18 protein-coding genes are annotated in these 14,802 nt (G+C 42.2%); 4 read left to right on the top strand and 14 right to left on the bottom strand.

Going from position 1 to position 14,802, the window contains the following annotated elements; genetic code table 11:
* Window positions 1–111 precede the first annotated feature (111 nt).
* Both PFZ69_RS12320 and PFZ69_RS12315 read left to right on the top strand, forming a co-directional pair.
* A complete protein-coding gene (locus PFZ69_RS12320) occupies window positions 112–315 on the top strand; it encodes a hypothetical protein (protein ID WP_270181380.1) in 204 nt (67 codons plus the stop codon).
* Window positions 316–321: 6 nt separating this feature from the next.
* Window positions 322–957, top strand: coding sequence for an STAS domain-containing protein (locus PFZ69_RS12315; protein WP_270182029.1), 636 nt, complete (start codon window positions 322–324; stop codon window positions 955–957).
* A 32-nt stretch (window positions 958–989) separates the two neighbouring features.
* On the opposite strand, the gene PFZ69_RS12310 is transcribed toward PFZ69_RS12315, so the two are convergent.
* The 5 genes from PFZ69_RS12310 to PFZ69_RS12290 form a co-directional block, all read right to left on the bottom strand.
* Complete coding sequence (locus PFZ69_RS12310; protein ID WP_270181379.1) at window positions 990–2,903, bottom strand: ABC transporter permease; 1,914 nt, start codon at window positions 2,901–2,903, stop codon at window positions 990–992.
* Complete coding sequence (locus PFZ69_RS12305) at window positions 2,893–3,654, bottom strand: ABC transporter ATP-binding protein (RefSeq protein WP_270181378.1); 762 nt, start codon at window positions 3,652–3,654, stop codon at window positions 2,893–2,895. The genes PFZ69_RS12310 and PFZ69_RS12305 overlap by 11 nt, the downstream gene beginning before the upstream one ends.
* A 99-nt stretch (window positions 3,655–3,753) precedes the next feature.
* Window positions 3,754–4,758: a sensor histidine kinase gene (locus PFZ69_RS12300; protein WP_270181377.1), complete on the bottom strand. Its 1,005-nt coding sequence runs from the start codon at window positions 4,756–4,758 to the stop codon at window positions 3,754–3,756.
* Window positions 4,758–5,441: a response regulator transcription factor gene (locus PFZ69_RS12295; protein WP_270182028.1), complete on the bottom strand. Its 684-nt coding sequence runs from the start codon at window positions 5,439–5,441 to the stop codon at window positions 4,758–4,760. Before PFZ69_RS12295 ends, PFZ69_RS12300 begins: the two co-directional genes overlap by 1 nt.
* Window positions 5,442–5,509: 68 nt before the next feature.
* On the bottom strand, window positions 5,510–6,046 hold the full coding sequence (locus tag PFZ69_RS12290) for a DJ-1/PfpI family protein (protein WP_270181376.1): 537 nt from the start codon (window positions 6,044–6,046) through the stop codon (window positions 5,510–5,512).
* A 214-nt stretch (window positions 6,047–6,260) separates the two neighbouring features.
* Between PFZ69_RS12290 and PFZ69_RS12285 the strand changes: the two genes are divergently transcribed.
* On the top strand, window positions 6,261–6,944 hold the full coding sequence (locus PFZ69_RS12285) for a bacteriorhodopsin (RefSeq protein ID WP_270181375.1): 684 nt from the start codon (window positions 6,261–6,263) through the stop codon (window positions 6,942–6,944).
* A gap of 63 nt (window positions 6,945–7,007) precedes the next feature.
* Here the strand turns inward: PFZ69_RS12285 and PFZ69_RS12280 are convergent, their stop codons facing one another.
* The 9 genes from PFZ69_RS12280 to PFZ69_RS12240 all read right to left on the bottom strand — a co-directional run bounded on the left by PFZ69_RS12280 (window position 7,008) and on the right by PFZ69_RS12240 (window position 14,042).
* Complete coding sequence (locus tag PFZ69_RS12280) at window positions 7,008–7,928, bottom strand: type II secretion system F family protein (RefSeq protein ID WP_270181374.1); 921 nt, start codon at window positions 7,926–7,928, stop codon at window positions 7,008–7,010.
* A 3-nt stretch (window positions 7,929–7,931) separates the two neighbouring features.
* Window positions 7,932–8,891 carry a type II secretion system F family protein gene (locus PFZ69_RS12275; protein ID WP_270181373.1) on the bottom strand — a complete coding sequence of 320 codons (960 nt, stop codon included), beginning with the start codon at window positions 8,889–8,891 and terminating at the stop codon, window positions 7,932–7,934.
* 1 nt (window position 8,892) lies between these two features.
* Entirely contained in the window at window positions 8,893–10,224 is a 1,332-nt protein-coding gene (locus tag PFZ69_RS12270) for a CpaF family protein (protein ID WP_270181372.1), read from the bottom strand.
* 13 nt (window positions 10,225–10,237) lie between these two features.
* Complete coding sequence (locus tag PFZ69_RS12265) at window positions 10,238–11,434, bottom strand: AAA family ATPase (protein ID WP_270181371.1); 1,197 nt, start codon at window positions 11,432–11,434, stop codon at window positions 10,238–10,240.
* On the bottom strand, window positions 11,431–12,021 hold the full coding sequence (gene cpaB / locus PFZ69_RS12260) for a Flp pilus assembly protein CpaB (RefSeq protein WP_270181370.1): 591 nt from the start codon (window positions 12,019–12,021) through the stop codon (window positions 11,431–11,433). The genes PFZ69_RS12265 and cpaB overlap by 4 nt, the downstream gene beginning before the upstream one ends.
* A gap of 26 nt (window positions 12,022–12,047) precedes the next feature.
* The gene (locus PFZ69_RS12255; RefSeq protein WP_270181369.1) at window positions 12,048–12,947 is read right to left on the bottom strand and encodes a Tad domain-containing protein; all 900 of its coding nucleotides are present in this window, start codon (window positions 12,945–12,947) and stop codon (window positions 12,048–12,050) included.
* Window positions 12,947–13,321: a TadE family protein gene (locus tag PFZ69_RS12250; RefSeq protein WP_270181368.1), complete on the bottom strand. Its 375-nt coding sequence runs from the start codon at window positions 13,319–13,321 to the stop codon at window positions 12,947–12,949. The genes PFZ69_RS12255 and PFZ69_RS12250 overlap by 1 nt, the downstream gene beginning before the upstream one ends.
* Complete coding sequence (locus PFZ69_RS12245) at window positions 13,318–13,809, bottom strand: A24 family peptidase (protein WP_270181367.1); 492 nt, start codon at window positions 13,807–13,809, stop codon at window positions 13,318–13,320. Before PFZ69_RS12245 ends, PFZ69_RS12250 begins: the two co-directional genes overlap by 4 nt.
* A gap of 68 nt (window positions 13,810–13,877) precedes the next feature.
* Window positions 13,878–14,042 carry a Flp family type IVb pilin gene (locus PFZ69_RS12240; protein ID WP_270181366.1) on the bottom strand — a complete coding sequence of 55 codons (165 nt, stop codon included), beginning with the start codon at window positions 14,040–14,042 and terminating at the stop codon, window positions 13,878–13,880.
* 393 nt (window positions 14,043–14,435) lie between these two features.
* On the opposite strand from PFZ69_RS12240, the gene PFZ69_RS12235 reads away from it, so the two are divergent.
* Window positions 14,436–14,777 carry a DUF192 domain-containing protein gene (locus PFZ69_RS12235; RefSeq protein WP_270181365.1) on the top strand — a complete coding sequence of 114 codons (342 nt, stop codon included), beginning with the start codon at window positions 14,436–14,438 and terminating at the stop codon, window positions 14,775–14,777.
* Window positions 14,778–14,802: the final 25 nt, after the last annotated feature.

Here is a 14,802-nt window from a genome sequence, read left to right as displayed (position 1 = left end):
CGTTCCCCCTCTTCTCTATTGTAAATAAATCCGTGTCAGCGTTAGTGATACGCTTTTCTCCAAACTATGTTACGATGAAATTATACAGTAATGTGAAGAAGGGAGTGAAGGATGAAGATGACGCAATCCCCTGCATACAATAGCATTCATGACGCAGCAAAGGATGTACTAGAACTAATCAGCAAGTTTATCGACGTGAATACGTTTTTCGTCGCTAGAAACGATAAACAAGACGTTGATATCCTCGAAGCGTTTAATCGAAATGAAATTCTACTCGAATCAGGTTTCGAAACGTTATATCGTGATTCTTACTGACAATTCATCGTACGAGCTGGTCGTGAACCGCTCATCATTGAAGATCTAACGACAAATGATTTTACAAAAGAAATGGATGTTACAAAAAGCCTTGGTGGAGGCTCATTGATCGGAGTACCGATCAATTTTAGAAGCGGCGAAAACTTCGGAACACTTTGCGGGATGGACAGTCGTCCTCATCATTTTAGTGAAGACCATGTTGCGCTCATGAAATCGATGGCAAATTTATTAGGAAACGTATTAGAACTAGATCGCGCACAGACGAGCATCGAAACGCTATCTGTACCGCTCGTTCCCATCTCGAGTGAAGTAGCAATTCTACCGATAATCGGAGACGTTGATAACGAACGCACAGAGCGAATTATCGAAACTACCTTAGCACACAGTGTGAAGAAAAATCTCGAATATATATTACTCGACCTCTCGGGTCTTATTGATATTGATGAGAGCAATATGAGCAACTTACTGAAAATCAGCAAGTCCCTCGACCTTGTGGGTGTTCATATGATCATAACCGGCATTCGGCCTCAGCTTGCCTTGAGAGCCATTCAATCGGATAGTGATCTTGAAGACATTACTGTACGATCTAACTTAGAGCAAGCCTTAGATTATATCGGATACAAACTCGTAAAAGAAACTTAAACAGACCAGGGACGCTCCTGGTCTGTTTTTGATTACAGCGCTTCTTTAATAACCTGTTTATAGTACTTAATCGAAAGCAGCCCAAAGACCGAATAGAGAACTGTATACAATACCATCACGATGATCATCGGTGTCCATAGTTCTGTACCAAAGAAGAACCAGCCTGACCGAACAGCGAAGTAGCTATGAAGCAACCCAACGATGAGCGGAATTCCAAAGTTGAACACCTGCTTACCAGCGATTCCACGGAGCAAATCACGTTTTGAGTACCCTAGCTTTCGAAGAATACGATAGCTTGGCTTCTCTTCCTCACTTTCATCCATTTGTTTAAAATAAAGGATGCAGCCTGACGTGATGAGGAACGTAAGGCCAAGGTACGCTACGATAAACATCACCAAGCCCATGTTTTGCTTTTGATCTGTTGCAAGATCTGACTGAGACTGATAGATGTTACCGAAACCGAGATCATGAAACAATGTATTGGCTTCGTCATGCGTACTGCTTTTGGTCACATTGATCCCCACATAAACATTGTTTGATTCTTCCTCTCGTAACGTTGAGAAAAGCTTCTCATCTACAACAGCGGTCGGTAACCCTCCAAGAGACACACGATTATTTACGATGTATTCTTCTTCTAAACCGATATAGGTCAGTGGTAATGAAGAACCTTCACTGCTTACACTGATTGTTCCTTTCTCTTTAAGAGGCATGATCGCCTCGACCACATGATTGTATCCCGTAAACATCACTTCGTTTTCCTCTAGACTATTCGATACAGCATTTTCACTTACTAAGGTCATGAATGTTTTTGAAGGATCCATGGCTAATTCCAAATCAGTATCGATTAGCGATGAGATGTCTACTTCCTTCTGAACATACTCCACCCTTTTTTCTTCAAATGGGATGGCGTTTTTCTGAAGTGATTTCTGGAATCGTTCGGCATCATCAACATCTGTAAACGCAAAATGATCGGGTATGCTGATCTCAGCATTTTTCTCTGCTGAATAGAACGAAATGTAGCTCAAAGATAATAAACCGATTGCAACTGCTGAAACCGTGGTAATGACCGTTAACATGAAAGCATTCGATTTCATCCGAAACATGATCGATGAAAGAGACAGCACTGCATTGATATCGAGGTAACCACGCTTTTGTCTTCTTATGATATTCGTAATGAAGCGAACAGATCCTTTATAGAAAAGATAGGTTCCAACGATGACTGCCGTAAGAATCGACACCATGGCGATCATCATCTGAACGAGAGAGGTGATATCTCCTTCGAATAGCCGTGATGATATATAGTAGCCGAGGAGAATAAACGCGATTCCTAAAACGCCCATGACGATTTCCCAAACTGACATTCGTTTCACTCGTTCTTCAGCAGTCGTTGAAACACTAAACAGTGATAGTATTGTTCTCCTCTTTATAAAGAAATAGTTTCTTATTATCAGGAGAAGAAAGATGAACCCAAACACTGCAAGAGTTAACCAGAACGCATCCAAAGAAAAGTAGAGACTTGCTGTTTCTTCTATGCCTACTACCTTGAAAAAGATCATTAGGATGAGCTTTGATAAAGCAAAACCAACGAAAGTTCCTATCAAGATCGACAATACGAACACGATGGCATTTTCAATGCTAACGATGAAAAAAATGCGATTCTTCGTCATCCCAATCAGCTGAAATAGCCCGATTTCCTTGCTTCTCCGTTTGATGAAGATGTTATTCGCATATAGAAGAAAGACTCCTATAATGACGATCAAAAAGATCGATGTTGTTCGGATAGCTGCTGTAGCATTGATCGAACTGTCATTGCTAAGGGCCGGGGCAAATTGCAAAGTAACAAACGTAAAGTAAAGCGCAACAGTGAAGACGAGTGCAAAAATGTAAAGATAATAGTTTTTTACGTTCTTCTGAAGGTTACGGAATATGAGCTGTTTAGTACTCATACGTCACACCGCCAAGCACACCTTGCGTTTTCATGATGTCCTTAAGAAATGCCTGTCTCGACTGCTCTCCTTTATTCAACTGGGTGTAGATGCTTCCGTCTTTAATAAAGATTACCCGTGAGCTGAAACTTGCCGTCACAGGATCATGCGTGACCATCATGATCGTTGCTTTTCGTTTCTCATTCATCTCACTCAATTTGGTTAACAGGTCTGAAGCAGATTTCGAATCGAGGGCACCTGTTGGTTCATCAGCAAATATGATGCTTGGTTCATGAATGAACGCACGTGCTGCTGACGTCCGTTGCTTTTGCCCACCTGAAATTTCATTTGGGTAGCTGTCACTTATACGCTCGATGTCCAACTCTCCCGCCACTTCTTTAAACTTTTCATTCGCTTCTTTTTTCGATACCTTCTTGATTGAGAGCGGCAGAAGAATGTTCTCTTTCACTGTAAGCGTATCGAGCAGGTTATACTCCTGAAAGATAAAGCCCAGCTCATGCTTTCGATAGTTTGCTAGCTCCTTTTCTTTTAATTTTGATATTTCTTTTCCTTGTACCTTAATCGATCCATGACTGATTCGATCGATTGATGAGAGAACGTTTAACAACGTTGTTTTACCAGACCCAGATGCCCCCATGATACTGACGAACTCCCCTTGCTCGATCTGTAAATCGATCCCTTTTAACACTTCATGTTTCGTGAACTTATTTCCATAGCTTTTATGTAATTTTGCTGCTTCTAATACGATCATGTGAAGACCTCCCCTTACTTGATGTCTTAAGTGTAAATGAGGCGAGAACGGGTTTCCTTTCAATCACCTAACAAAACACAAAAGCATGTGACACTTTTGTCACACGCCTCGTATCGATTCAACTTTATTTGCGTTAGGGAAGATCACCTTAACAGTCGTCCCAACACCAGCCTCTGACTCCACTTCTAGTTTACTATGTAGCGCATCTGCAACTTTCCTCGCAAGGTAAAGACCCATTCCAGTCGCAGCATGATCGGAATGCCTCGTTGTCGAGGTGAATCCTTTATCGAAAATACGAGGCAAGTCTTGCGAGTCAATTCCTCGTCCATAGTCAGTAATAATAAGAACAGCTTGATCCTGAATCATCGTACTCGTAATATTCAAATCGGATGAATCACTATATTTCACAGCATTCGATAATAGCTGTCTTATGATAAACGCAAGCCACTTCGCATCACTCAACACTTCCTCTACATCAAGATCGATTTCAAATCCGATTCCTTTTCGGATACACCACGATCGCAGTGTCTTAATTTCACCGAAAAGAATTGACTCAAGATTTACCCGCTCGATGTACACGTCGGTTTCAATAAATGAAATGCGCTTTTGATGAAGCTGTTGATCTAACAAAAGGTGAATCCGAAGCCACTCGTACGTTAACTGAGCTTTTGCCTCTTTATCCTCAAGGCGCTCAATCATTAACGACATGACGGTAAGAGGTGTTTTCACTTCATGAATCCACGAAAGCATATCATCCTTTTCTTGTTCGATCGCCACCTGTTTTCTTGATACTTCTTCTTGAAGCTTTTCGATTTCTGAAACTAAATTACGTTCAACGATTTGCTCAAAGGGACTGTTTGCCTCAGGAACACTCCATCTTTCAAGGTTGTTTTCCCTCTGTTCTAATTCTCCGTAAAATGTTGTTTCGTTTCGATATCTCATGACAAGAAAAATCGTCATGATGAGCGTAGAAAGAAAGACAACGTACAGAATCGACGAGAACGAAATCGACTGATCAACGTACGAGGTTAGGAGCAGCAAAAGCTGCAGAAAAAGAAATAGACCGATCCAACTTCTACGTTCGATAAGAAAGGTTTTAATCATTACACACGCTCCACAGCCATGTATCCCTGACCAACCTTCGTTACGATCGAATCTCCAAGTCCAAGCTCTGTTAGTTTCTTTCGTAATCGGTTCACATTGACTGTTAGCGTATTGTCGCTCACAAATCGTTCATCTTCCCATAGCACCGTGATGATTTCATCCCGACTAATGATCTTATTCTTCTGCTCGATCAAGATTTTTAGAATATAGATTTCGTTTTTTGTTAAATCGATCGTGCCCTGTTCATTCGATAAGCGATTCCGCTCATAATCTACCGTCGCTCCAAGCCACGTCTTCACGCCAGTCTCTTCGGTGTTGTAATTGTATACACGTCTTAAGATCGCTTGAATCTTAGCAACGAGAACATCAAAATGAAACGGCTTTTGAATGAAATCATCTGCCCCAAGATTCATGGACATCACCATATCTGTCGGATGGTCTCGAGACGATAAGAAGACGATCGGAACGTTTGAATGTTCTCGAATCATCCGGCACCAGTGAAAGCCATCAAACTTAGGAAGCTGGATATCGATGATCACTAACTCCGGCTTCAGCTCCAAAAATTCCTTAAAAACATGATTAAAATCACTCACCCCATGTACATCATACGACCACTGGGTTAAGCGTTTTTTCATCTCACTAAACAGTGACTGATCATCTTCGATCAGAAAAACCTTAAACACCATACTTCACCACGCTCATCTGTCATTTTTACCCAACTACTATCCTACCACACATTCGCTCGACGCCTCTATCTTCCATACCAGCTTCGATCGAATGAAAGCCCTAACGATTCACCGTACTGAAAAGCAAAGTCAACATAAGATGAACCCCTTGCTGTAATAATCTGTCCATCTACAAGTATTGGCTTATCACTGTAATAGTCTTCATCGAAGGTTGCTAGAAACGTTCGCTGCTCGCGCGTCAGGCCCGTCGTGTATCGTTTGTTCTCTAACAATCCACTCATCGCTAAGAAATATGGAGCACTCGAAATCGCCCCGATCAACAAATCTTCTTCCTTCAAGCTCTTTAAGAATGCTTTTAACTCATCGTGCTCAACAAGATGTTCGAAATCATCAACCCCAGGAAGAACGAGACTATCTAACTTTGATCGGTCGACCTGATTGATACTAAACTGTGGATAACAAGGCATCCCAGCTTCTCCTGAGACAAGTCCGTGATCGAGTCCTATAAAAACGACCGGCTTCTTTCCTTGCTTAAGCACAGAAACAAGTACCGATAATTCATACTCACTGAATCCATGGTATAAGAGAATACCCGTATACATGACTCACGCTCCTTCATTTTAATGACAATGTAGAAAAGAGACACGAAACTATTTTTGGTTCAACTTTCCCAAACACTAGTACCTTTTCTGCAACGTCATCACGTTTTCCTTTCTTCTAACCTTCAAATGGAGCACCTTTTACTAGAATAGGATTAATAGAACTGAGTTTTGTCTATACTGGATACCACTAAGAATTCGTATAGGGGAGAACGATATGTCTAATTTGGATATTACATTACACATCATTTATTTTATTTTAATGATTGCTGCCGCTATCTACTTCTTCATCCTAAGTCGGAAGCCAAAGAACGTGCCACTTTATGAATACGTCATCCCAATCATCATCACCGCCTGGTCTGGTACAGCTTACCTTTCCATCGCTTTAGGACAAGGCGTTGTTGAACGTGCGGATCGAACGATTTATTTCGCACGGTACCTTGACTGGGTTGTCACGACCCCGCTACTGCTGTTATCACTAGCCTTAACCGCTATGTTTTATGAGAAAAAGAAAAACAAAGGACTTCTCATCGGCTTAGTTTCTGCCGACGTATTTATGATTTTAACCGGGCTGATCGCTGACTTCTCTCCAGAAAGAACGAAATACATCTGGTATACGTTCGGTATAATTGCACTCGTCATCGTCTTATTCATTCTATGGATGCCTTTACGAAAACTAGCGCGAGCTGGTGGTAAGCGACTGTACCGCCATTACAACATTACCGCTCTTTACTTAACATCTTTTTGGGTGCTCTATCCAACAGCATGGCTGCTTGGTTCCACAGGCTTAAATATAACCCAGGAATTGGTCAGTGCTCTTTCCTTTATCATCCTGCCCCTGTTCTCAAAAATAGGATTTGGAATGATCGACTTGCACGGACTGAGAAGACTTCATCAATAGAAAAAACCAGTATCTATGCAGACGATACTGGTTTTTTCTATGTATGTTCTCTCTCCACGATTCTTACCCCAATCCTTCCATGAATACCTTAACGACTAAAGGACCTAAGATGACGATAAAAATCGGAGGGAAGATAAATAAAATCATCGGTATAAGCATCTTCACAGGTGCTTTCATCGCTTGTTCCCTTGCGATCTCACGTCTCTGCTCTCTTAATCTCGTCGTTAAACTCACGATAACTCTAGTCATTCCCACGCCTAAGTGATCAGCTTGAATAATCGATGTCATCACGCTTCTAAAACTATCAGAAGGCACCCTTCTTTTCATATCGTAGAAAGCTTCACGCCTCGATTTCCCTCGTTTCATCTCATCTAACGTTTTCTTAAATTCAGAAGATAACGGTCCTTTCATACGGTCACATACATCCGTGATCGCTCCTTCTAGACCAACACCAGCTTCTAGTAGTAAGCTCACCATATCGAAAAAGTCAGAAAGTTCTCTGTTAATAAGCTTTATCCGTTGCGTTCTTTTCTTAGCTATATAAAAGATGGGATAGCGATAAAACAAGAAAGATACTGCGATCGCAAAAAATAAAGTAGATAGGCCATCAGAGGTCGGTCCAATCAGCAATAGCGTAAGAAAACCACCGGTAACACACGCAAGAATTTGGATCAGACGAAATTCTATAGGTGATAGTTTTTCATAGCCACTTTCCCGAATCATCAGCTCTAGCTTTCGATGATCCTTTCGCTCAAGCAACCTTCCTAGACGCGCAACACTTATATTCCACAATTTACGAAATAGCGTTTGAGTAATTCCATTCGATGTCTTTTTGGTACGTTTCTCGACACCTTCAGATTTACCGAAATAGACATCTGCACGAGATTCAATCGCAATGTCCCTTTGATAAATTGTAGAAAACACTGCAGTAAATAAGAGCATGAAGAAAACGACGGAAGAGATCACAAACAACATGCTGATCATATGCTACACCTCGATTCGTACGATCTTTTGAATGATGAACCACCCAAGCATAAGGGAAATTAAACCTATGCCAAGCAATACCCACCCTATTGGATAATCGATCATCGGTTGAAAGTAGTCAGGGCTTACAAAATAAAGATACAACGTTAAAACGATTGGTAGTGCTGTAATGACCCACGATGAGAGCTTCCCTTGTGCAGTTAATGTATTGAGCTCTTCTAGTATCCGGATTCTTCCCCGAACGGTCTCCTCCATATTATCCATGAGCTTTGCTAGATTTCCTCCGCTCTTACGCTGTGCTAAAATCGCTTGGATGACAACTTCAAGCTCTTTATTTGGAACACGAGCGATCAGGCTTTCAAACACTTCTTCCATCGGAATCCCCATCCCAATTTCCCTAACCGCACGCTCGAACTCAGGACCGATTGGATCTGGCATTTCTTTTCCGATCAATTTCATCGTTTGAACAAAGCTAAACCCTGCTCTAAGAGAGTTCGACATTGTTGCTAAGGCTTCTACTAGCTGGTAAGACAGCTGTTTGTTTCGTTTTCTTGCTTTATTGACCATATATCGTTCAGGCAGAATATACCCGATTCCAATCGCTAAAAGACAGAAGTACCATGGAACCGTGAGAAGAAAAAGTGCGATAGGAGTTGCAGCAGCGACAAGAAGTCGTACGACAAAAAACTCCTCGACCTTTAATGTACTTCCTGCCTGCTGAAGCTTTATTTCCGTATCCTTGCTAAACTTCACTCCATTAAAAAGGTTGGAAAGTTTAATGATCAGTGGCCTCAGTAGTTCCTTCTTATCCTCGCTCTTCTTTTCAACGACCGACGGACCAGCTGGTACGAACTCTTTGATTCTCGTATTGGCCTTCTTCCTTTTCTTCCAACTCATCGTAATGAAGTAAAATGTCAAAGAGAAAGCCAAAAATATCAGTATCAATAGAACGATCTCATTCATCTCACCACTCCTCTTTGAACCATGAAGCTGGAATCGTAAATTCATTTTGTTCGAGCACTTCGGCAAACCCTGGTCTTACCCCAGTCGATACGAAGCGACCCTCGATTTTCCCTTTGCTATTACGCCCCTCTTCTTTAAAAACGAATAGATCTTGAAGTACGATCGTTTCTCCTTCCATACCAAGAACTTCAGTGATCTTTACCATCTTTCTTGAACCATCCTTCAAGCGAACTTGATGAACGATAAGATCGAGAGCATTTGCAATCTGCTCACGAATCGCACGAAGCGGCAGATCGAACCCTGCCATCAAGACCATCGTTTCCAAACGAGACAGCATATCACGAGGAGAATTGGCGTGTCCTGAACTTAAGCTTCCATCGTGACCCGTATTCATCGCCTGCAGCATGTCGAGCGCTTCTGCACCACGAACCTCCCCTACGACGATACGATCTGGACGCATACGAAGGGCATTTCTAACGAGGTCACGAATGGTGATCGCTCCTGTTCCTTCTATATTGGAGGGACGCGATTCGAGTGCAACGATGTGGTCCTGTGAAAGCTGAAGTTCGGCAGCATCTTCGATCGTTACGATTCGCTCATCGTTTGGAATGAACGATGATAATACGTTCAACGAGGACGTCTTCCCTGAACCTGTTCCGCCACTAATGAAGATGTTTAACCGTGATTTAACACACATACTTAGGAAATCTGCCATTTCGGTACTGAGCGTATTGTAATCGATCAAATCATAGATTTGGAAAGGAGTCGCTGAGAATTTTCGAATCGTTAAAGACGGACCCCGAAGTGCTAGAGGAGGAATAACCGCGTTGACACGAGAGCCATCTGGTAATCTCGCATCTACCATCGGCGAACTCTCATCGATTCGACGCCCAAGGGGTGATACGATCCGCTCGATTACACGCTCAACATGTGCATCATCACGAAACGATGATTCACTTTTTAAGATTTTCCCTTGATGCTCGTAATAAATATCGAATGGGCCATTCACCATGATCTCAGAAACCGTAGAGTCTTCTAGTAGAGGCGTGATGGGTCCATACCCTAAAAGCTCATGCTCGACCGTTCCAAGGAGACTCTTCTTCTCTTCGAACGTTAACCGCTCACCTTCTTTGTCGATGAACGCCTTACCAAGTTCACGAATCTTTCTCGTTTCTTCATCACGATCAAACTGCTTTTTCTTTAATTCTTCTAATAAATAGTTTTGGAGTTTTGTTTCCATCACAATGTATTCATTCGTCTTAACAGGAACTTTAACCTTGCCTTCGCCAGCATCTACAGGTTGAACATCTACATAACGTTTGAAAAGAGACACTCGATTCCCTCCCTTACCTACTCAATAAAGGCCAGCGCATAGACTTGATCGATTTTAATCCAGATTGAACGGACTCCTCTTCTTCCGGCAACAGTTGCTTTGAAAGCGAAAAGATCGCTTTTGATAGAGCGTTTTTCGCATCTTTTAATACGAGCGGATACCCTTCGTTTATTGAAGTTGCAACAGGTCCTGGTTGGTCTGGAAGCATAGAGAGGATCGATTTCTGAAGAATCTCTTCTAAACGCTTCTGATCGATCGTCGTTTTTCTAGAATCTCTGTTCAAAATAACGCTTACCTTCTCGATTAACTTCAGTGGTTCAAGCGTTTCCATGTAGAGCTTCGTATTACGAACAGCAGGTATGTCGCTCGTCATCAGCAATAAGATATCATCAGAAAGAACGAGGCTCTTCAGATGGATTTCTGAAATCGTAGAAGTTGTATCAACTAAAATCACATCGTAATCTTTCCTAAGTTCGGTGATCGCCATCTCGATGTGATGCTCGGTAATGATCTCAAAAAACTCTGGTCGAGGTGGTGGAGCTAGAATCGCAACACCAGAATCGTGTTTTGTTAAATAATGCGTGACTGAAAATCTCCCTTTGTCGTACCCTTCCTTCACCCATTCATAAATCGTATTTTTCGGTTTCACGTCAAAGTACATTGTGACGTCTCCGAATTGAATGTTCGTGTCGAGCACAGCGACCAACTTCCCTTCACGTGCGAAACTCGCCGCTAAATTCACGGTAGTTACCGTTCGCCCGATTCCACCACGTGGACTACAAACGGAAATCACACGACTTTCGTTCTTAGGTTCATGATTCTCTTTTACACCTTGCTGTTCAGCACGATAGTTCATGTATCGGTGAGCCTGTGTCACCACATCGACGAGCTCTTCTGTTTTGATCGGGAGTGTCAATACGTTCGAGGCACCAGAATGCATCGCTTTCTTCGTATTTTCACTCGTTTCTTCAGAGATGATGATGATGTAGATATGTGGGTGCTTGATCGAAATCTCTTCGCTAAGTTCATAGACATTGTAAACATTGTTTGGCTGTAAAAAGAGAGTAGCATTAGAGGTATCTTCAAGACGTGACTGAAGGTCTGTAAGAGTTTGAAAACACGTTAAATGTTGTCCTCTCTTCAAAAGGAACGTCTCAATTTTTTCTGCTCGGCCGTTTGAGTCGCAATAAAAGTACCACTCTACACTCATTTCGCAACAACTCCTTCAACAACCTGTCTTGTTTCTTTCAGTTCTGCCTTCTCGATCGCTTTGTCGGTTTCATTTCGTAACATTAAGTAAAAACCGTTCGCATCCGTTGAAGCTAGACTTATTTGAACTCCTTGTTTTGCATCTACTTCTAATGTGACAGTTTCATACAAAAGTGACTCTTCACCAGCATCCGAAGCTTTTCCGGAGCCTAGGACTTTAACATTTTGGAGAACAACCTTCGCTGATCGAAGCTCTTCTTTCTTTTCTTCGTTCACTGAAGTCTCAAACGCCACAACATCTACGAATGATCCTGGTACAACATAACCCGATACCCCTTGTTCAAGCGTTACTTTTATTGAAATGGCCCGCTTTCCTTCACTGACCTCGAGCATTTCATTGCTCATTTCCCTTTCGATGACCGTCGGGGCAGCTTCTGCAACCTCAACAACCTCTGGCATCTCTTCCACATCTGAGTCAGAACCTGTTGAGGCAACGATCCCTATGTTTGAGAAAAGTGCTACGTAGACGATACACGTTGCAATCACTCCGAAGACGAGAGACCACATCCAGATTCGCTTCGTTTTCATATGCTCCTCCTTACCTTTTCCTGTCTTTACTTGATAAGTTTCACTCCGTAAACGTTCCCAGTTTGTGACCCATCGATTTCCCCAGATGTGATCATCTTCTTGAACTTTCCAACAATACGCTTGGGTTCGTCGATGCGATCGACCCAGTAAGAAGCAAATCCTACAATTTCAACCGTCGATTTCCCATTCACGCCGTCCCAAGATTTGATTAACGGGATAATGATCATCCGATCGCACGATGCATCTGCTGATGTCGCACTTTGACAATGAGCTTTTCCTGCGTCGTTATCGATTAGCGTCTGAAATGCACTCTTAACCGGTCCCCACTTTTGCCCTGGCTCAGTTTGTACAGTTTTAGTACCTTTTGGTATCTCTACACCGTTTATAATGTTGTTCGCAAGTCCCTGTGCTCCATTGCTGCCGATATCAAGATAGCCGCAGTTTCCGTTTTTTTCACCCGGGTTGCTACACTTCAATTCCGTTTGATGTGGTACTGCTGTATACTCTAGTGCAATTGGCGTGATCCCCTTTGTTGGCCAAACAGGTCCAACTTTTGCTTTTGCAGAGGCACTTACCTTCGCATCCTTGATGCCGAGTACTTTCGCAAACGTCATCGGCACATTTGTAGCCTGAGAAACATGAATCGTGTCAGCTCCGGTCCGTACATCGCAGTAAGAAACCGGATAACCATTTTTATTCGCATAGCTTCCAGCAACCAGCGTTGCTTTACTTCTGCTAGTGAGCAGCTCTTGAGCCCCTGCAAGGGCTGCTGCATCAACTGCGTTCTGCAATGTACTCTTTTCATGATAGAGGCGTCCTACGTCGACTACCATCGCCGCTGCACCGAGTAAAACTGTGATACTGACCGCAACCATCGCCATTGTTCCGCCGCTTTCATTTAATAGTAGCTTAAATATTCTTTTCATCACTCCACCCTCATCGCCGTTGTACTCGTCAGATCGATCGGACCAGTTAATGAGGCGATCACAGGAGTGAGGAAATCAATGTTGTGACTGATGGTGATCCTAACTTCGCTGCCTGATGTTTTCTTTCCACCAGGAGAGATCGATACTTGAGAGCCAGAAAGATTGATACTCGTTGCATTATCAACTGCTACTGCCCGAATCGTCGCATCGTCTTCTCCAACGCTTGCTGAACGAGCAGCTTCTCGACTTGCATGATCGATGGTGAGGTAGGCATGGAAGATTCGCCCAAAATCAACGATGCCGAACAATAATACAATGAGCACAGGAAGAACTAATGCAAATTCAACCATCGATTGACCTTTTTCAGATTTCACATCATCCCTCCTAAGAAAGACGCACACAACGTCCCAACTGTAATGGCTACTCCATATGGAAAGGTGATTTTTGGTTTGTCGTTCTGAGAGCTTTTTAAAGAAAACAAGAAAGAAAATAGATAGAGGGGAGAAAGTCTTTTGAGTTCTATTTTTCTGACAAGTAAGATAAACCCGATCAATCCACCTATTAGTACCGTGTAGATAAATGACTGAAAGACGAAGGTTACGCCTGTAAGGGCTCCTATTGCTCCAAGTAGCTTCACGTCACCCGCTCCCATTCCTCCTAATAAGTAAGGAATGAAAAGCAGCAACAACCCTACTAATAAACCAGCTCCACTAAATAAAAAGCCATCCAACCCTTGTGTCACCGTATGGTAAACCAAACCAATCAGCATGGCTGGGAACGTGACGATGTTCAAGATCTTCCTACTTCTTATATCCGTATAGAAAGATAAGAGTAACGTAACGACCAAGATACTAAAGATCATCCCTATGCATCTCCTTTTAAAATTAGCCCCACCTATGAAAGTGGGGCTAGAGAAAGAAGGTGTTCGTACTATTGAAGTTTAGCTGTTACTTTATCGATCAATGCATCAACCTGACCACCAAGAAGATTAAACGCGCCAACTGCTACGATTGCTACCCCAGCAAGAATTAATCCATACTCTGCCATCCCTTGACCTTCTTCTTCTCGAACGAACGCTGCCATCTTCTTTAACATTTCATTTCCTCCCTATTTGGTTGTTTTTATTTAGTGAGATACTTATGGCTACAAATGAAACGGATTTCAGTAAGTATGCTTTAGAGACCTTGAAAGAAAGTAATAACATAGCAAGACGAAGCAGTTACGCTATCCTCATTTCAAACCCCCTTTTACTAGTGAACGTCAGTATACGTTTACGACCGTTCATTATAGTGTTCAATTCTGAGTTTTCGTTCTTTTTAAAGAACTATCTGTACTTTTATTGTAGTTCTCAATAACGAATTTGTAAACCTATTTTTTTATTTTAATTGTAAATGTTTGAGAATAATAGAAAGTCGTTACATACAGTTGTGAATGTTAATCCCTTGTTATATAGTATATACAACGAAATCTCTAGGAGGTATGAAGAACATGAGAGAACCCTCTGGACGTATGATATATAGAACACTCCCTCATTCGATTACGTTCGCTGACTCATTCACAACACGGTTTAGAGGATTGATGTTTCGTAAACGACCTCTCAACTTAGAAGGACTGCTGATCACACCGTGTAACGCCATCCATATGTGCTTCATGACCTTTTCCATCGATGCTGTTTTCCTTAACAGCGAAAATAAAGTGATTAAACTCATACCTAATTTAACTCCGTGGCGTTTTACGATGCCGGTTAAAGAAGCACGCTCAGTTCTTGAACTTCCCGCAGGAACCATATCAGAGTATAAACTCAAGGTGAACGATCATCTTCAGTTCTAGTTTAACGATAAAAAGATCGGTATAG

The organism is Alkalihalobacillus sp. CinArs1, from assembly GCF_947387515.1.
In the GTDB taxonomy this organism is placed as follows: Bacteria; Bacillota; Bacilli; order Bacillales; family Guptibacillaceae; genus Guptibacillus.
The sequence above is the reverse complement of the archived record's forward strand: the minus strand, read 5'-3'. Positions and strand labels throughout refer to the sequence as shown.